This is a genomic window from Paenibacillus glucanolyticus NBRC 15330, assembly GCF_004000885.1.
Lineage (GTDB): Bacteria > Bacillota > Bacilli > Paenibacillales > Paenibacillaceae > Paenibacillus_AQ > Paenibacillus_AQ glucanolyticus.
Window position 1 is genome coordinate 154032 of sequence record NZ_BIMC01000009.1, and the last position, 17711, is coordinate 171742.

Sequence of the window (17711 nt, forward strand, 5' to 3'; positions counted from 1 at the left end):
CTCCCTCCTTATTTTCCACGCTGCAGATTCATTCGTTTCTCCAGCCTTTGCACCAGCAAAGACGCGATATAACTGATAATCAGGAACAGAATGCCAACCAGCGTATACGGCTCGAATGCACGAAACGACTGGGAAACGATATTCTTGGCTGTCAGCATCATCTCAACAAGCGTAATGGCACACAGAATCGGTGTCTCCTTAAACATGACAATCAAATAATTGCCCAGCACCGGAATAATAGGCGGCACCGCTTGCGGCAGAATAATGCTCCGCCAGGTTTGGGCTTTCGTGTAATTCAGAGCAGTTGCAGCTTCCCACTGCCCCTTGGGGACCCCTTCGATGCCAGAACGATACACTTCGGACAGATACGTGCTGTAATGCAGCCCAAGACCGATCACCCCGGCATAGAAGGCCGGAATGGAGATTCCGGTAAGGAGCGGCAGACTGTAGTACAGGAAGAAGACCTGAACCAGCAGCGGTGTATTGCGGATAAATTCGATAATACCTTTGGTCATGAGCGACACAGGCTTCCACTGGCTTCGAGCAGCAAAGGCAAGCAGCAGCCCGATTATCAAGGCCACCACAAAAGCGCAGAGCGTCACCCATACCGTCATTTTTAATGCACTCAGCAATTCCGGCAGGATATCAAACACATAATTCCAATCCCACATCCGCTATAGCCTCCCCGCCGTCCATTTACGCTCCAGCAGCCGAACTGCCATCGAGACAAGCGTAGCTATGACAAAATACATAAGAAGCAGCAGCACCAGAATCTCGGTTGTCCAGGAAATATAGTTGTTGCGCAGCACCATGGCCTGATACGTCAGATCCGCCATCGTGATGAAATAGACAAGTGACGTAGATTTGATGAGTTCCACCAGCTGATTTCCGAATGGCGGGAGCATTCGCAGTGAAGCTTGAGGCAATATAACATTCCACATCCTTTGCCATGGCTTCATATTAAGCGCCACCGAAGCTTCCCACTGTCCTTTTGGAACAGCCAGCACCGCGCTTCGGACAATCTCGGAGCCATATGCGCCAAAGTTGAATCCAATCGCAAGGATGGCTGCCAGCATTTTGGGAAGCTCAATGCCGATAAACGGAAGAGCAAAATACAACCAGAACAGCTGCACCAGCAAGGAGGTTCCCCGAAAGATTTCCACATACACGGCTGTAACCGTGCGGACGATCCACAGCTTCGACAGTCTGGATAAACCAGCTGCGAAGGACATGGCAATGGCCAGAACAGCTGAAAAGAAGGCGACCAAAACCGTAATCTCCGCTCCTTTCAGCAGAGTAGGAAGAAAATCGATCCATGAATTCGGCATACTATTCACCGCAAAGCGCAGCGGCTGTCATCTCGCCCGGCAGCTCTTCTTCGGTAAATCCAAACTTCTGCAAGATCTCCAGCAGCTCACCTGACTCCTTCATTTTTTCAAGCTCCGCATTATAAGCCTCCTGGAATTCGGTATCCGCTTGACGGAATGCCGTGGCCCCATAGCCCCGAACGCTTTCACCGTCGATGACCGGCTGTTCGAAATCCGCGACGCGTTCGATGTTGTCATCGCTGGCCGAATCCAGCATCGCCTGCAGGGACGGTCCCGTCATGGTAATCGCCTGCACCCGGTCTGCCTGGAGGGCACTGATGGCCGAGGCCTGATCGGGAACCTGTATGATCCGGTCCGAAGGGATGCCTGACTTCTCCATATAGCCGATTTCAACCGCGCCAGTCATGACGGCCACCTTCGCCTGATCATCCTTGGCAATATCTTCGTAACTTCCGAGTCCACTTGGATTCCCTTGCTTCACGGCAAGAGCTTCCCCTATGCTGTACTCCGGATTAGCAAACAAAACGGCGGAGCAGCGGTCCGGATTGATGAACATGCCTGCAGTGATCAGGTCAAACCGTTCCGCCTGAAGCCCGGCAACCAGGGAGCCGAACTCCGTAAGCTCACCTCTCATCTCCTTAATGCCAAGTCGCTCCAGAATGACACGGGCAATCTCAACGGCTTCGCCTGTAAGCTCCCCGCTGGCCTCTTTGTAGGCATAAGGCTTTTCATTGGCAAAACCTACGGTAATATACCCCTGCTCTTTGGCCCGTTCCAGCGTGCTCCCCTTATCGCCGCAGGCCGCGAGCGATACCACCATAACCAATGACAACAACAGCACAACAACTTTCTTCAACACCTTCCACAACCTTTCGCAATGACTTTGTCGTTCCTAAAAACGGCATGATGAAATTATCCATGTTAACACATGTGTTAACTCGGATATGTGACATTCAGACACACTTGCACAGTCCGGGGGCTCAGGGGAGAGGTTGCATCCATTTCCCTGTGCCTTGTAAACCCAAACCGTCTGACTGATTCAATTGGCTAAACAGTAGCAGGCATTGCCCTCCTCTTTTGCAGAATACAAAAAGACCACCAAACAGGGGATCTAGACATAGCTCCGCCAGCAGGGGGTCAAAAAATAGAGAAAAGGCCCCTATAGAGAATAAAGGGCCTTTGTTATGAACATCCATTATGTATACAAGACCCATCCACTGCTGACGAGGTTAGCTGACGGACTCGGGTAAGATGGTACCCTACACTCGTGAATTCAAGTGACTCGCCCCTGATGAAACTGGTTCCCCCGCTCTCCGGAAATGTATGCCGGAAACTAAGCGTGTGTTCATGATAAAGGGAAGCTCAGTAAAAGTCAAACCCCTGGAGCTGCATTTTCTGGAAATTCGGAGGTGAAATCAGCGCTCTTCCAAGGCATATTAGTAGCCATAATCTCCACAAATTCAGGGCTGTCCCCTGCCTGTCGCCTCCTTGTTCGGAGGTGTGTTTTTCGCTATACAGCAGGCATTGCGCCCATCAGATAACAGATAATTCATGCGGTAGATCATTCATGACATGAATCATGAACGATGCAGAGGAGACAAGCCCTCAACTTCGAAACAGAATTTTTTTTCAACACGATCCATTATAAGCTTTGTTAGCCCCCAATTTCGCTATTCCAATATCATCACGATCGCTTTTTTTCGCTATTCGTTTATAGACTGATTCCTCAGAGGCTATCGTACATTCTTAAAATAATAGGTATATATCTATCATTTATAAGCTGTTAACCCATGCGGCTAAGAGAGCATTTGCGTAGTATAAAGCAAATCTAAAGGAGGTGCTTGATTTGGATCGTTCTTCTAGAAAGAGAAAATTGTGTGCTCTTAAAAAGATAGAGAAAAAAGTACTGCACGCCAAGAAAAAAAGATGTCCTGATAACGGCAATAGTGGTAAAGGTGGACACAAGCCGATTCGTCGCCACTGTGTCAGAGGTCCCCGCGGACCGGTTGGACCGCAGGGACCTCTTGGACCAGTCGGACCTGTCGGGCCGGTTGGAGCTCTTGGACCCGTTGGACCGGTCGGGCCAGCTGGGCCAATTGGGCCTGCTGGACCTGCTGGATCGTCAACAGGCATTCCGGGTCCAACAGGACCTGCAGGACCCGTTGGACCTGTTGGACCTGTCGGACCTGCCGGTGCTGCTGGAGCGATCGGACCCGTTGGTCCTGCTGGAGCCGTCGGCCCTACTGGGCCAACAGGGGCTACTGGGTTGCCAGGTGGAGGAGCGATCATTCCTTTCGCATCCGGCATACCTCTTGCGCTTACAACCATTGTTGGAGGTTTGGTCGGAACGGTTGGTCTCGTAGGCTTCGGTATTTCGGGTCCAACCGTTACGCTCGCTGGCGGAACGATCGACCTTACGGGTGCGGGAGGTACTGCGCTTGACTTTGCTTTCAATACGCCACGCGCAGGCACCATCACGGCAATTTCCGCAACCTTCAGCAACACCTTGGCACTCGACCTGCTTGGAACTACTGTTACGGTCACAGCCCAGCTGTACAGCGCTCCGGCTACAAGCAATATCTTCACGCCAATCCCCGGTGCCCTTGTCACATTGGCTCCTCCATATACCGGCGCAGTCACATTGGGTACGGTCAGCAACGGCTTCTTGGATGGCCTGGCTATTCCGGTTGCAGCAAATACCCGCTTGTTGATGGTATTCTCCACAACAGCAACAGGTCTGACTCTGATCACTGCAACTGCCGGTTACGGCAGTGCTGGCGTCAGCATTATATAATTTGCCCTATCCCGTATCTGTCATATATAACAAAGAAGCCCCGAGCATGCTCGGGGCTTCTTCATATGATTTAAACCGCTGTATATCCGCCATCCACCAGCAAGGTGGTGCCAGTAATAAAGGATGCGTCTTCGCTGGCAAGAAACAGCACGGCTTTAGCTACTTCTTCAGGCTGCCCCAAGCGCCCCATCGGATGCAGGCCGACCAAGTGCTGCGTGATCGCTTCAGTTCTTCCCTGAATAAGCGGAGTATCGATATAACCCGGGCACACTGCATTGACCCGGATTCCTCTGGAGGCATAATCAGCGCCCATCGACTGCGTCAGCAGCTTAACGCCGCCTTTAGCCGAAGCATATGCGGTTACTCCTGCTTTTCCGACATGGCTATGGATCGATCCGCAGTTTACAATAGCCCCGCCCGATCCCTGCGATAACAGCTGCTGGATTACATATTTATCACAGAGAAACACGCCTGTAAGATTAATATCAATCGTTCTCTGCCAATTCTCCATCGTTAGCTGATCTGCGGGAGCGTCATGCGCAATGCCTGCATTCGCAAACAAGATATCCACACGCCCATACTGCTTGACCGTCTGTTCAACCATGTTGGCAACATCCTGCTCCTTGGTTACGTCGGTTTTGACAAACAGGGTGTTAAACCCCGCTGCACTTAATTCGTCTGAAACAGCTTGTCCCCGGTCAGAGAAATCCGCAATAACAACGCTGGCTCCCTCTTTAACAAAAAGCCTTACCGCTGCCTCGCCAATCCCGCTGGCGCCTCCTGTTACGATAACAACCTTCGATTGAAATCTCATCCGTTAACCACTCCTCCTATATCGTTGAATTATTTATCGTATCTCGCCTGCGTTATAATGGCCGCTCAATGGTGAACATATCTCCCAGAGCAGCATAGATGTTCCCCGCCATACGGCTCACAGGCTTCAGCTTGGCAGCGTCAATCCGGCCCTTCTCGTAGAGTTCCTCCGATACGTGAAACCTTACCACGCGGACGATCAGCAGATCAGCAGCTGGCCTCTGTTCTGCGTCATTCAAGGCAACCGCCTGTTCCAGTACACATTCCATGCGAATCTTGCTTTCCTGAATGCCGGGAACGGCAACAGCCTCACTGGCCACCGGCGTCAGATTCGTTCGTTCAATCTCGCTTTCATGCGGTAGAAGATTCGCAGCCGTTTTATTCACGGCTGCCACGTTATCTTCGTCCACGATATGGATGACAAGCTCACCCTTAAGCATGGCATTCCTCGCCGTATCCTTTGCGATGCCATTCTTTCGCTGAACCGAAACGGACAGCATGGGAGGATTGCTGGACACAATCGAGAAATAGCTGAACGGCGCCGCGTTCAGCACGCCATCCGCTGATAATGTTGTAACAAAAGCGATCGGTCTAGGGACAACACTGCCAATCAAAAGTTTGTAATTGTCCCGTTCGTCTTGGACTTTTGGATCAATGGATATCATTTCACTTGCCCCTCTCCAGTGTACGAATTTGGATCGGCTCCAGTCCTTCCTCAATTCGGAGGCGTTCTTGCTCCAACCACGCAGGAAGTTTCAATCGTTCACCCAATGAACGGAGATCCTCATCCATCGTAAATCCAGGCACATCCGTGGCAATCTCAAACAATATGCCCCCTCGTTCCCTAAAATATAACGATTTAAAATAATTGCGGTTCATCATATCGGTGGATGCGTACCCGTACTTCTTCACCCATTCCTTCCATTCACCGAGTTCCATATCGTCTTTTGCCCGCCAAGCAATATGATGAGCAGTTCCGGCACCTCCAGCGCCCCAAGAGATATCCCGCATCGGAAGATCAATCATATTCCCGCAGGGTCCCGCGGACGCATACCGGGCATAGTTCACATCCTCCCCAATGAATGTAAGTCCCAGTACCTGCTCAAGCGCCTCCTTCGTTTCCTTCCACTTGCTGCTGAATAGCACCGCACCGCCGAATCCTTTAATTGCTGTCTCCGAAGTAATGTCATCCACGCTCCACCCGCTCATCGATCCGCTGTCCCGCTCAACCAGTTCCAGGCGAAGCCCATCACGATCAGAGAATTGAAGATAAGGCTCATTAAACCTCAACGCTTTCATAACCGAGACGCCAAAGCCCCGCAACCGCTGCTCCCAGTAGGAAAGAGCGCCTTGAGGCACTGCAAATGTGATATAACCGACCTGCCCCCCTCCATGCATGCCTCTTCGCGAAGCAGAAGACGGAAAGAACGTAATAATCGTTCCTGGCTGCCCTGCCTCATCCCCGAAATACAAATGATATACCTCTGGCGCATCATAATTGACTGTCCTCTTCACCATTCTTAACCCAAGCACGCCAGTATAAAAATCAACGTTCCTCTGCGGATCCTGTGCATAAGCCGTAATATGATGAATGCCTGCCGTTTGTAACGTCATGTTTCTTCTCCCCCTTATCGAAAGTTATTTGGTAGATGATCATAGTTATTTGAATACAATCTCAATTTATAATATCTTTAATTCAAGATTATATATTTTCCTATTTGTTGTCAAGCAAGATATTCTGTTCCAAGCCCCTTTCCCTTCATAAAAAAGCCGTCAAGAACGAATACCCGTTCTTAACGGCTTCACTTTTTACATTCAGCTCATTTCTGAGCTCAAGCTTTTTCCCATTTTTCCTTAAAGAACAGCTGATACACTCTGGTAACCACAATTTTAATGATCATATACACGGGCACCACGATTAGAATTCCGATAATCCCGCCAAGATCCTGTCCCACCAGGACGAGGATGATGATTGTAATCGGGTGAATAGCCAACTGTTTACCAAAGATATACGGACCAATCAGATTATCCTGAACTTGCTGAGCGGCCAGAATGACAACGAGGGACCAGATCGCCGTTCCCGGGGATTGGATGAACCCGATGATAACGATCGGGATGGAGGACAGAATGGCCCCGATAAACGGAATAAAGTTTGCAAAGAACGCTACCACTGTAAGCAGCAAGGCATACGGCAGCCCAATAATGAGGAAGCCGAAGTACATCAAGACGCCCAAAGCCAAATTGACGAGCACCCGTCCCACGATAAACCCTTTGAGTGCGCTATTGATTTCATCCAGTACCGAAGCACCCACTTCCTTGAAGCGGTTCGGCATAAAGCTGACAATCATCTTCCCGAACTTCCCGCCTTCCTTCAGCATGTAGTAGAGCATGATCGGGAACGTAAACAATACAATGGCAAAGTTCGATACAATCGAGAACAGATTCATAATGTAATTCGTGAGGAACGTAAAGCCTTGATTCAAATAGTCGGTTAATTGGGTAAGTGGATTAGAATCCTCCGGAAATATCTCCTTGAACAAACCGTTATTTTCCCATTCCTGCAGCTGTTCCCCTAATGCAGCAAACAACGCAGGCGCATTGTCCACAAGCGCAATGATTTGATCACGCAGGGACGGCCACACTCCGATAATGAATCCCGTGAATATACCGGCAAATACGACATAAATGAGCAGAATCGCCAGCGAGCGATTGAGCTTTCGCTTTTCCAGAAGATCAACCAGCGGCCTGAGCAGGTAATAGAAAAATCCCGATAGCATCAAAGGCACGAGGATAATGGAGAAGAACGAAAGAATCGGTCTGAATATAAAATTCACCAGCGATCCCAAGTAAATAATGATCAGAACCAGGATCACGGCAAGACACAATTTGAAAAACTTATTCATTTTCAGCAAAACAGCATGCCCCTTCTCCTACTTTTTTCAATCATCGTATCATGACAACGAGTTGTGATACAAATAGCAACCGTGACAGCTTGTATGAAATGAAGACGCTGCCGCATCCACCGTTTAAAAACATCGGTTGCACGCCATACTGCGGATATATACTTCTCCTAACGGCTCACGTATAATATGAAGCATTGCAAGGGCAAGGCTATAGTTTAGGAGGATAATTAAAAACATGCATGTTACTTCCATTATTCTTGGTCTGATCATCGTTCTGAATATTGTGTTCTCCATGTTCGTGGTCTTTAGGGAACGGCGGGATGCCGGCTCGACTTGGGCATGGCTGTTGGTGCTGTCCTTTATACCCATTCTCGGGTTTATTCTGTACCTGCTGTTCGCTCAAAACTTAAGAAGAATCCGACTCTTTCATTGGGATGACCTGCAGAAAACCGGTATTGAGAAGGTGTTACTGTCCCAGATGGAAGGAATGAGTTCCGGGGAATACCCGTTTCGCAACCAGGCCGCCAAGGATAACAGCGATTTGATTCATATGCACATCAACGAAAATCAGGCTATTCTTACGGACGACAACGACGTCGAGATTTTCACGGATGGACGCAAGAAGTTTAAACGACTGTTTCAGGATATTGAGGAAGCCAAAGTCTACATACACATTCAATACTATATTATCCGTCGTGATGAGCTTGGCAAGAAGTTGATGACCCTGTTAACCAAAAAGGTAAAAGAAGGCGTGAAAGTCCGGGTTCTATACGATGAGCTCGGCTCACGTCAATTAACCAAGGGATTCTTCAAGGCATTTCGCGAAGCCGGTGGTGAAGCCGAGGCCTTCTTCCCTTCCAAGCTGCGCTTCATTAATCTGCGCTTAAATTACCGAAATCACCGGAAGCTGGCGATCATTGATGGCAATATCGGCTATGTCGGAGGTTTTAATGTCGGGGATGAGTATTTGGGCCTGAACTCCAAATTCGGGTATTGGCGTGATACCCATCTGCGCATCTTAGGCGAAGCCGTCTACGCGATGCAGGTTCGTTTCATTCTGGACTGGAACCAGGCTTCTCACCATAATGACATCTCCTATGAATCCAATCTGTTTCCCAAGATCAATTCACCGGGTAATGTCGGCATTCAGATTGTCACCAGCGGTCCCGATTCAAGATACGAGCACATCAAGAACGGTTATATCAAAATGATCTCGTCCGCCAAACAATCAATTTATATCCAGACGCCCTATTTTATCCCGGATGCAAGCCTGCTTGATGCGCTTCGCATTGCGGCGCTGTCCGGTGTAGAGGTTCACCTGATGATCCCGGATAAACCGGATCATCCCTTTGTGTACTGGGCAACCTTGTCCTACATCGGGGAGATGCTGAGAACGGGTGCTAACGTATATCTATACAATAACGGGTTCATTCATGCCAAAACCATCATCATTGATGAGAAAATCTCATCCGTTGGCACGGCGAACATTGATGTTCGCAGCTTCAAGCTCAATTTCGAAGTGAATGCCTTCCTGTACGATGAGCAGCTGTCGAAACGATTGACTCGAATATTCCACCATGATCTTCGTGTATCCAGCCAGCTCACCATGAAGCAGTATCTTGAACGCTCGAGATGGGTCAAGTTCAAGGAGTCGATCTCCCGTCTGCTGTCACCTATTCTGTAGGACGAACCCGTACACTGCTTTAAATAGATTCGGATGCACATGAAGACTTTGACCGACTGGCAGAGGGCGGCAAGGTCATTGACCCGCTGAAGATTCAGTTCTGGGGAGCGCTGTTCGGTGTGCTGGAGGACAAGTTCGGCGTATTATGGCAAGTTACAACAGAAGCTCAAATCAATTAAACGAAGAAGGCCCTTCAAGTTACCTTGGAGGGCCTTCTTCTCATATTAGCTCCGTGGTTAGAGAGCCGCGGCTGGTATAACGTTTTTATTGAAAACTCAATAATGGATGTGTTATTCCAACACCGGTTAACCTGCCTCCGACGGTTTTTCTCCACTCCACCGCTCGGCAATCTCGGCAGCCGCCAAACGGCTTGTATCCAGAATATCGTTTTTATCCAGAACAGCGTGCCCCTGCGCACGGATGATCTGATAATCGGTAATGCCCAGAAATTCGAACATGGATTTCAAATACTTATGCGAATATTCAACCTCACTATACCAATCGTTCTCGGTATATACCCCATCACTGCCCTGAATCACCACAACGCTTCGGCCATCCGTAAGGAGTCCCTCGGAACCGCTTTCGGTGTATCTGAACGTTTCCTGCGGTATGATGATGTTGTCCAAATAATCCTTCAGCCTGGAAGGGACGTTAAAATTATGCAGCGGCATAGCGATCACATATTTCGTAGCCCTCTTGAACTGCTGCAAGATTTCTGCCATCCGGCCCATTACCTTCTCCTCATCTTCTGTTAGAAGCTCCCCGGTTTCAAGCTTTCCCCACCCGTTCAACAAATTCACATCAATGGCAGGCACATGCTCTCGATATAAATCAATCTGTTCGAGCACGCTCTCAGGACTATGTGCGCGATACTGACTTATGAAATGATCCAACACCTGCAAGCTTAGAGAATCTGCACTTACAACTCTAGGATGGGCATTAATGACAAGTACTCTTTCCATATGAACCATTCACTCCTTTAATATGTTGTTTGTTCCAGATAACCGATAACCCGTAATGACGGAATGGATCCACCTCCTTGTTAGAATCAAGATTCAGTTGTGAAGCTCATTATTTTATATATATTTGTTTGTACATACAATTATTATTCATGAAAATAAAGACCTCAGTCCTTATTCTCTAATTGATCGCTAACCTCATAGAGCCGCAGTGATAATTCGTCGCCTTCAGCGTTCCCTAAGATGGCACCATACCGGCTGCGCAGATGGTTCCAACATTCGTGAATAACGTCTTCGAGCGCTTTCCCTTTATCCGTTGTGTAGATCAGCGACATCCTTCCCTCTACCCGATTATACACGAGGCCTTTGACGGCCAGCTTCTCAATCAGTCGGGTAACCGTAGAAGGCTGAAGATGGAGAATTTCGCCTAATTCCTTCTGCGAGATCCCTTCCTTCTCATATACAGCCATAAGTAAATAAGCATACGTTGGTGATAATCCGCTTGCGGCAAACTCGTCTTCTGCCATCTTCGTAATCACCCGGCTAAGACGATTGGTTGTAAAGTACAGGCATTCTTTGATATACGTATTCAGCATCATGGTACCTCTTTCGCTAAGCTCATCACGATGATCAACCTTTTATTGTTTGCACATACAAATATAATGGATTTCCAAATAAAAGTAAAGCGGCAGTTTCCCCATAACACTTGGAGTCTTCCGCCGCTTCATTTTATGGTTTCTATGCTTCATTACGGTTTGTGCTTTTAATGTGAATCTCTTTTATTCTACGTGACCCGGATCCATGTACATGACTTCCCACAGATGACCATCTGGATCCTGGAAGCTCCATCCATACATAAATCCATGATCCACCGGGTCATTGGAAGGCGATCCCCCTGCAGCGAGTGCATGATTCACGATTTCGTCTACCTGCTCACGACTGTCTGCCGACAATGCCAGAATAACTTCCGTTGTATTGGCCGCATTGGACAAATCTTTCTTCGTGAAAGTTTTGAAATAATCCTCGGTGAGCAGCATCGCAAAAATATTGTCGCCGATTACCAGGCAGGCTGCGTTCTTATCCGTAAATTGCGCGTTAAATTCAAAACCGATTTTCGAGAAGAATTCCTTCGTTTTCTCCAGGTCCTTTACAGGCAGGTTCACAAAAATATTATCGCATTTCAACGCCATCTCGGGATCACCTCATTTTATTTGATAGACTCATCTTAACACGGGCAGCAGTACAACATTTCTCTTCACTTGCTATGTTCAAACCATTATTCGTCGAATTCAGTGAAAAACACATCCGTCAAAATGGCCTCCGCTCTCTTCAAGCTGGGGGAATCCAGCCTGCGGAGCATGCTCAGGATCCTCTCGATCTCCTCCGTTTCACTTCCGAAAACTGATAGCGGAACCCCCTCAGTCTTGTGTTGGTCTTCGGGGAGGCACAGTTCGCCAGTTTCCCCTTGAATCAGGCTCGGCACCTCGCTGTCTTCAAAGTTAACCCAAGATGCATCGATCGTATCCTGCATACTGCGATTCAAAAATCGCAGTTCATCCTCGCTGTATCTTCGCAAGAAAAGGCTGATTCCGAGATCCATTTGCTCGTGCAGCGCACCATGCAGCTTGAAGATCTCTCTTCCGGCAGGAGTCAGCGTAAATATGATTTCCTTTTTGTTATCCGGCAGATTCTCCATATGGAGAATCTGTTTATCAACCAATCTTTTGGTTATTTTGGAGACGCTGCCCTTCGGAATCCCGAACTGTTTGGAAATCGTGATCCCGTTAACAGGCTCCAATCTGCCTACCGCATCCACCACGTGCAGCATCGTGACGGTCATTTCCCTCAGCAACTCGATTAGCTCCGGCTGATTGCAGCGTTGTATCATCCACTGTCTCTCTTCGTCATCCTCGGCCTGGAATTTCTTCTGCAGCACGGAAACCTTCTGCTTTAATTCAAGGATCCATTGATCCTTCCGAGAGGTTCGTTCCGAAGAAGAAGCAGAATTCCGGTCTATTTCCATATCCGTATCTCCTTACGCTCGGCTATCGTCCTATTTAGTATAACAAGATCCTGGAACTAATTAAAGTTTCCTTGGAAACAATATTGACTTAATGGGCATGGATATATTAATTTGTTCCCTAGAAACATATTTATAATCACGGAGACAATATTCCTGAGAAGAGAGGTCATTTATGAGAGCCGTTATTGTGTTTGATCATCCCTATGGCGGAAAGGCATCCGAAAATGTTGCCCACCGAAGAAGTTTTTCCGAAGCACGGGTTCGTTTTCTGAACCATACGCAGCAGCGTTTCAGCCGACTGTAAGCTGTACCCATGAATCGAAAAAAAGATGCCTCCAGGCAGCGTCAAACCGCCTGAAAGGCATCCATTTAATTTGATTCCGTCATGTTTATTAGTTCGATAACTCCGCTACGCGCAGCAATCTCATGACAGTTACAACCGTTTGAGCTTTGGTCACATGGGATTGCGGATCCAGCTTGGCAGCGGATACCCCCTGCATAATCTTCTGTTCCACTACGAAGGCGACGGACAACTTCGCATAGGACGACACCTTGGAGTGATCATTGAATTTGTTTAACAGCCCTTGACCAGCCTCATTCTTCTTGCCAGTATATTCCAGCACACTGCTCAGGATAACAGCCAATTCCTCACGGGTAATCAGACTGTTTGGATCAAAGATATCGCCTGTACGCCCCTTCACCAGCCCTGCTGCCTTGGCAGCCGCAATTTCTTTGGCATAAGGGGCATTCGCGCTCACATCCTTGAAATTAGCAAGGCTATCATCTGGAAGAATACCCAGCCCTTTCACGACAATGGATATCATTTCGGCACGGGTAATGTTTTTATTCGCACCAAACGTGCTGATGCTCTCCCCAGACACAATCAGCTTCGCAGCCGCTTGTGCCACGTCTTCCTGTGCCCAAGAAGGAATCCTATCGTTAAACCGGACATCCTGCTGAAGCAGAGCATAAATACCGCTTCCCGTCCTCCTCATCTCCACGGTAACCGTACCGTCCGCATTATCCTTATACAAGGTTGGAGAGGATCGAAGCTCATTTGTGCCTGATATATAAACCACTCCGCCCGCGCGCTTTGTATCTATCTTTTTGGCATCCACGGTTACCAGCTCACTGACATAGGATTTCCCGTAATGTTTCAGCTCCGTAGTTGTTTTATCCGCGTTCAGCTCCTCGAGCTTGAACAACAGCGGAGAAGTCAGAGTTTCTTTACCCTTAAGCAGGGATGCCACGCTCGTTGCATCGGCTGCACCGGGAGCCACAATGGAGACTTTCACATGGCCGGAAACCGAGATCAGCGAAGCCGGAATCCGGTATTCTGTGCCGTTTACGATAACGGACAGACTGGCCTTGGCTCCTTTTTTCGCGATGGCTGCAATCACTTCTTGTGGAATCTCAAACTCAGCCTGCTTCGCACCCGTGCCCGCATGAATCTGGAAACTGGAAGAGTCCGAAAGGTTAATGCTGTTAACTGCTGCTGCCGTTGGCACGGTAACCACCGCCTTATCTCCCTCAAGCACAACTTTTGCTTCCAGTTCATCCTTTCCTTTAGGCGGCTGCGGCGTCGAAGGCGTAGTAGAACCGGATCCGCTTGATCCGCCGGAACCCTCAGATCCGCCTGTGCTGTTGCCAGAAGTCGTAACGCTCAGTAGATTCGAAGCGCTGGACACGCGGTTAATTTCATCCCCCGCCCGATCCACAGCAAGCACATGAATCTTGTAATTCGTTAGAGCGTTAAGGCCATTAATGATAATGATATAACCCTTCTCGGTGACTGAACCTGCCAATGCATGGTTCACATAGACTTCGTACCCCGTTGCCCCTGGCACTGCATCCCATGTGACTTGAATGGAGCTGGAGTCGGCATTGACCCGTTGAAGATTCGTTGGGGCCTGTAATGCTGAAGCATTGACTTTGCCGTTAACCGGCAGGTCATGGACTAATTGGGTGGTTAATGTCTTATTACGATCACCGCTTATTTCCCAGCTCATGACGCCTGCAATATCCAACGATTTCACGATGGAAGCCGTATACTTCATGGTGTTCTTATCGTTGTAGGTGATGAACACTTTATTCTGATCATTGTACAGATAAGGCACCTTAGCCGATTCGTTCCAATATCTCTTGTACCCGTTCTTGTCGATGTAGTTGTTCTCGAGATCACTGAAATCGAAAATGGCATTTTCCCAAGACTTCAAATCAGTCCCGCCCTTATTGCAAGTCTGATACTGACCAAGTGGCCCGCAGCCATCCCAGCCCTTGCCATAGTAGGGTACTCCCACAATCAATTTATGCTGTGGTACCCCGCCATTCAGATGGCCTAACAATCCGCCAAGCACATGATTTCTTGGAGCAGAAGACTTTGAAAGAGCTTTATCATAGAACAATGGTGAATTATGATGACCAAACGGGTCATCTTTGCCACTATAGTCATAAGTCATAATATTAATGAAATCCAGATACTGGACTGAATTCGCAAAATCTGCGTTAACGGTAAAGTTATCTCCCTGACCGGAAGCAATCGTCAGCAGATAATATTTTCCATCTTCTGACCCCGCAGCATCCAATGCCTCGCGAACGGTTTTCATTAATAATGTGAAGTTTTCTTTATCCTCCGGTGCTCTGGAGTTTTCTTCCACCCCACCTTCGACCGGGTACTCCCAATCGATATCCAAACCGTCAAGCTTGTAGTCCCGGAGGAATTTCACAGCAGAGTTAGCAAAAGCACGGCGTGTTTCTTCCGTCATGGCTACATTAGAAAAATTTCTAGACCAGGACCAGCCGCCTACTGAAACCATAAGCTTCAAATGAGGGTTCGATGCCTTGATGGATTCGAAAGCTGCGAAATTCTGAAAATCAAATGTCGGATCTCCAATCACAATTTCTCCGTCATGGACGTATCGATCCTGTGCAGGAATATTAGGGTCTTCGCAGGCTCTCGGCCCGCTCCCGTATTTTTTCCAGCATATATCGGCGAAGGCATAGTTAATGTGGGTGATCTGAGATACATCTACGTCACCAGGATGAAAATTACGCTCTTCGGTACTAGCTGACCAAGAAGTGTAGTACGTAACATTGTTATAATTGCTGCCAGGCACTACCGACACAGCTTCGCTTTCAGACGAAGTCCATAGGCTGTTATGTCCCACTACCTTATACGAATAGGTCTTTCCTTCCTCTAGTCCAGCAGCTACGTACCGACTCCCGCTACTCGAACCAACCTTTACTCCATCCTGATAAATGTCGTAACTTGTGGCCCCGGGCACCGGTGCCCAGCCCAGTGAAGTCGTAGATCGTGTAGAAGTGACTACTTGTAACCCTCGAGGTTGAGCCAGCTCTCCCCACTTGAGGGTAATGGCATTACTATTGGCCGATGCTTCCAAAGCTCCACCCACACTTCTCTGTGCACCTACTTTAAAAGTATAAGTCTCTCCTGCTTCAAAAGGTCCATAGGTAGCGGTCGTAACGGAGTTTTCCCAAGTGCCGCCTTTCCATGCTCCATTAATATAAATGTCATAGGCTTCGGCCCCGGGACTCGAACCCCAACTCAGCGTAACCGTATCTTCCGTTACATCGTCAATCTTAAGATGACTTGGAGGAGTCAACGGTGCATCTTTATATTCAGCTTCATCTTTGGTTGTCGTGAATTCCAGTACATTGCTTTTGTGTTCTTTTTTCACGTCGCCGTCCCAAGTAATATAGATTCGGTAGGTCGTTTCAGGTGTCAATCCGGTCACCGCACGAGTCCAGAAGTTTCCCCATGCCAGCCAGTTGCCTGAATCCGCGTCCCACACTTGTATATTATTTTCACCTTCGACGGGTTTGAAATCCCATTGAAATATCGCCATGTTATGAGAGACACTTTCAATACGAAGATTCTGCGGCGCCAACGGATCCTGAGATCCATAAGTTGCGCTTGTTACCGTCAACGGATCGACGCTGGAACTGACTGCGGGTATGTCTGAGGGAGGGGCACCATCTGAAGCATAGGATATAGGCGCGTTGAGAAGAGGGGTAAAGATAAGGATTAGAGCCAGAAACCATACCACCCATTTCGGGTGCTTTTTCGTCATAAATGAGTTCACCGTTTTCACCTCTGTCGATATATTTCGATTGCAAAGGATACAGCATTTCCATGAATGTCTGTTCTCTCGGTGTCATCGGGTTATATCCATGATGGCTTGCCCCATTTCGAATTTCGCCCGAAATTCAACTTATTTTGAAAGCGGTTACTATTTTTTCCAGATGGATTGTGTAACGTTTATCATATCCCCCTCTTCATTCCAGTATATCAATCTCTTATCCCAACGCTCTGCTACAGCCTCCCTTCAAAGAACTTCATATATTTAATGCATATTCATATTTGTATCATGGAACCTAACCTCTCTATTGAGAAGGGATACATTTCCATAAACATGGGATAAAATCTTGTGATTTTATATTCTGTTAATAAATTCAATCTATATAGAATCAGCTAGTGTCCACTAAACGAATGTTTTGCATAAAAAAGAAAAGGAGTACCATCATAAAAAAACTCAAGCAGCCGTTACATCTGCTCAAGGGGAAGCGTTCCATATTCAGCCCGTTGAATTATCCGATCCCAAAAGCAACGAAGTGCCATAATGAAGCCTTCTAGGATTCCAAGCGGGGCGGGGCGGTTAAACCCACTGTACGAATGGAGCCGGTCCAGTAATCAAAGCAGACGTATGAGCTGAAAAAGAGCCCTCCAGGGGCTCTTTTGTCTATTCACTTCCCTATGTAAGCAAACCATAATAATCTTCGATCTACTTCATCGAACTTAAATGCTCATGCTTTAATTTCCATGATCCCTCGACATCTCGAATAAACACATTGGTGGCTCTGCCGCTCCCGGACATAAATGTCCCCTGGTGATAACCCTCGAAGTGGTAGGTGTAGATACACACCGCCGAATGGGCATCACTCGCAATCCATTCCACATCCTCCGCCCGGTATACCTCCTCCCGAATGGCATCCCACGCCTGCTCGAAATACAACCTGATCTCATCCAAGGTCGTGCAGCTCCGGTCCGAAAACCAATAAACCGCCGCTTCATCCAGCAGCCGGGCCACTTGATCAAAGTCATGTGTGTTCGTAGCCGCAATATAAGCCTCAAGTGCGTTCTGATATGACATTTCGCTTAACCTCCCATCTCTAATCCATTATAAGGA

General features: G+C 48.0%; 17 protein-coding genes and 1 riboswitch. Of the genes, 4 read left to right on the top strand and 13 right to left on the bottom strand.

Features of this window, described 5'->3' with window-relative positions:
• Positions 1-8: 8 nt before the first annotated feature.
• From ehuD to ehuB, 3 genes are read right to left on the bottom strand one after another with little or no spacing between them, the layout of a single operon-like run.
• Positions 9-671, bottom strand: coding sequence for an ectoine/hydroxyectoine ABC transporter permease subunit EhuD (ehuD, locus tag PGL02S_RS15270; RefSeq protein ID WP_036643583.1), 663 nt, complete (start codon positions 669-671; stop codon positions 9-11).
• Between the two features lie 3 nt (positions 672-674).
• A complete protein-coding gene (gene ehuC, locus PGL02S_RS15275) occupies positions 675-1328 on the bottom strand; it encodes an ectoine/hydroxyectoine ABC transporter permease subunit EhuC (protein ID WP_036643586.1) in 654 nt (217 codons plus the stop codon).
• 1 nt (position 1329) lies between these two features.
• Positions 1330-2184, bottom strand: a complete 855-nt coding sequence (gene ehuB, locus PGL02S_RS15280) for an ectoine/hydroxyectoine ABC transporter substrate-binding protein EhuB (RefSeq protein ID WP_006212832.1) — start codon at positions 2182-2184, stop codon at positions 1330-1332.
• Positions 2185-2531: 347 nt separating this feature from the next.
• Positions 2532-2678: riboswitch (cyclic di-AMP (ydaO/yuaA leader) on the bottom strand.
• A 496-nt stretch (positions 2679-3174) separates the two neighbouring features.
• Here ehuB and PGL02S_RS15285 point away from each other — a divergent pair.
• Entirely contained in the window at positions 3175-4122 is a 948-nt protein-coding gene (locus PGL02S_RS15285; RefSeq protein ID WP_152827407.1) for an exosporium glycoprotein BclB-related protein, read from the top strand.
• Between the two features lie 70 nt (positions 4123-4192).
• On the opposite strand, the gene PGL02S_RS15290 is transcribed toward PGL02S_RS15285, so the two are convergent.
• The 4 genes from PGL02S_RS15290 to PGL02S_RS15305 form a co-directional block, all read right to left on the bottom strand.
• The gene (locus PGL02S_RS15290) at positions 4193-4936 is read right to left on the bottom strand and encodes an SDR family NAD(P)-dependent oxidoreductase (protein WP_036643587.1); all 744 of its coding nucleotides are present in this window, start codon (positions 4934-4936) and stop codon (positions 4193-4195) included.
• 52 nt (positions 4937-4988) lie between these two features.
• Positions 4989-5600, bottom strand: coding sequence for a flavin reductase family protein (locus tag PGL02S_RS15295; RefSeq protein ID WP_036643588.1), 612 nt, complete (start codon positions 5598-5600; stop codon positions 4989-4991).
• 1 nt (position 5601) lies between these two features.
• Positions 5602-6549, bottom strand: coding sequence for a VOC family protein (locus PGL02S_RS15300; RefSeq protein WP_036643591.1), 948 nt, complete (start codon positions 6547-6549; stop codon positions 5602-5604).
• 218 nt (positions 6550-6767) lie between these two features.
• Positions 6768-7847 (bottom strand): AI-2E family transporter, encoded by a 1080-nt coding sequence (locus PGL02S_RS15305; RefSeq protein WP_006212838.1) that lies wholly within the window; start codon positions 7845-7847, stop codon positions 6768-6770.
• Between the two features lie 226 nt (positions 7848-8073).
• On the opposite strand from PGL02S_RS15305, the gene cls reads away from it, so the two are divergent.
• Positions 8074-9522: a cardiolipin synthase gene (gene cls, locus PGL02S_RS15310; protein WP_036643592.1), complete on the top strand. Its 1449-nt coding sequence runs from the start codon at positions 8074-8076 to the stop codon at positions 9520-9522.
• Between the two features lie 23 nt (positions 9523-9545).
• Entirely contained in the window at positions 9546-9701 is a 156-nt protein-coding gene (locus tag PGL02S_RS29115) for a VOC family protein (protein ID WP_327196736.1), read from the top strand.
• A 126-nt stretch (positions 9702-9827) separates the two neighbouring features.
• Here PGL02S_RS29115 and PGL02S_RS15320 read toward each other — a convergent pair whose 3' ends face one another.
• From PGL02S_RS15320 to PGL02S_RS15335, 4 genes are all read right to left on the bottom strand, one after another.
• On the bottom strand, positions 9828-10484 hold the full coding sequence (locus PGL02S_RS15320) for an FMN-dependent NADH-azoreductase (protein WP_036643593.1): 657 nt from the start codon (positions 10482-10484) through the stop codon (positions 9828-9830).
• Positions 10485-10648: 164 nt separating this feature from the next.
• Positions 10649-11077, bottom strand: coding sequence for a MarR family winged helix-turn-helix transcriptional regulator (locus PGL02S_RS15325; protein WP_036643594.1), 429 nt, complete (start codon positions 11075-11077; stop codon positions 10649-10651).
• A 183-nt stretch (positions 11078-11260) separates the two neighbouring features.
• Positions 11261-11671, bottom strand: coding sequence for a VOC family protein (locus PGL02S_RS15330; protein ID WP_006212842.1), 411 nt, complete (start codon positions 11669-11671; stop codon positions 11261-11263).
• An 86-nt stretch (positions 11672-11757) separates the two neighbouring features.
• Positions 11758-12504, bottom strand: coding sequence for a winged helix DNA-binding protein (locus PGL02S_RS15335; protein ID WP_036643596.1), 747 nt, complete (start codon positions 12502-12504; stop codon positions 11758-11760).
• Positions 12505-12676: 172 nt separating this feature from the next.
• On the opposite strand from PGL02S_RS15335, the gene PGL02S_RS28830 reads away from it, so the two are divergent.
• Positions 12677-12808 carry a hypothetical protein gene (locus PGL02S_RS28830; RefSeq protein WP_255308639.1) on the top strand — a complete coding sequence of 44 codons (132 nt, stop codon included), beginning with the start codon at positions 12677-12679 and terminating at the stop codon, positions 12806-12808.
• Between the two features lie 88 nt (positions 12809-12896).
• On the opposite strand, the gene PGL02S_RS15345 is transcribed toward PGL02S_RS28830, so the two are convergent.
• On the bottom strand, positions 12897-16370 hold the full coding sequence (locus tag PGL02S_RS15345) for a glycosyl hydrolase family 18 protein (RefSeq protein ID WP_235187478.1): 3474 nt from the start codon (positions 16368-16370) through the stop codon (positions 12897-12899).
• A 936-nt stretch (positions 16371-17306) separates the two neighbouring features.
• Positions 17307-17675: a YybH family protein gene (locus PGL02S_RS15350; RefSeq protein WP_036643598.1), complete on the bottom strand. Its 369-nt coding sequence runs from the start codon at positions 17673-17675 to the stop codon at positions 17307-17309.
• Positions 17676-17711 lie beyond the last annotated feature (36 nt).

Coding starts and splice junctions, on each gene's coding strand:
- ehuC (WP_036643586.1), bottom strand. CDS start 1,328: ATGCCGAATTCATGGATCGATTTTCTTCCTACTCTGCTGAAAGGAGCG.
- PGL02S_RS15295 (WP_036643588.1), bottom strand. CDS start 5,600: ATGATATCCATTGATCCAAAAGTCCAAGACGAACGGGACAATTACAAA.
- cls (WP_036643592.1), top strand. CDS start 8,074: ATGCATGTTACTTCCATTATTCTTGGTCTGATCATCGTTCTGAATATT.
- ehuD (WP_036643583.1), bottom strand. CDS start 671: ATGTGGGATTGGAATTATGTGTTTGATATCCTGCCGGAATTGCTGAGT.
- PGL02S_RS15345 (WP_235187478.1), bottom strand. CDS start 16,370: ATGGCGATATTTCAATGGGATTTCAAACCCGTCGAAGGTGAAAATAAT.
- PGL02S_RS28830 (WP_255308639.1), top strand. CDS start 12,677: ATGAGAGCCGTTATTGTGTTTGATCATCCCTATGGCGGAAAGGCATCC.
- PGL02S_RS15330 (WP_006212842.1), bottom strand. CDS start 11,671: ATGGCGTTGAAATGCGATAATATTTTTGTGAACCTGCCTGTAAAGGAC.
- PGL02S_RS15325 (WP_036643594.1), bottom strand. CDS start 11,077: ATGCTGAATACGTATATCAAAGAATGCCTGTACTTTACAACCAATCGT.
- PGL02S_RS15335 (WP_036643596.1), bottom strand. CDS start 12,504: ATGGAAATAGACCGGAATTCTGCTTCTTCTTCGGAACGAACCTCTCGG.
- PGL02S_RS15350 (WP_036643598.1), bottom strand. CDS start 17,675: ATGTCATATCAGAACGCACTTGAGGCTTATATTGCGGCTACGAACACA.
- PGL02S_RS15290 (WP_036643587.1), bottom strand. CDS start 4,936: ATGAGATTTCAATCGAAGGTTGTTATCGTAACAGGAGGCGCCAGCGGG.
- PGL02S_RS15320 (WP_036643593.1), bottom strand. CDS start 10,484: ATGGAAAGAGTACTTGTCATTAATGCCCATCCTAGAGTTGTAAGTGCA.
- PGL02S_RS15300 (WP_036643591.1), bottom strand. CDS start 6,549: ATGACGTTACAAACGGCAGGCATTCATCATATTACGGCTTATGCACAG.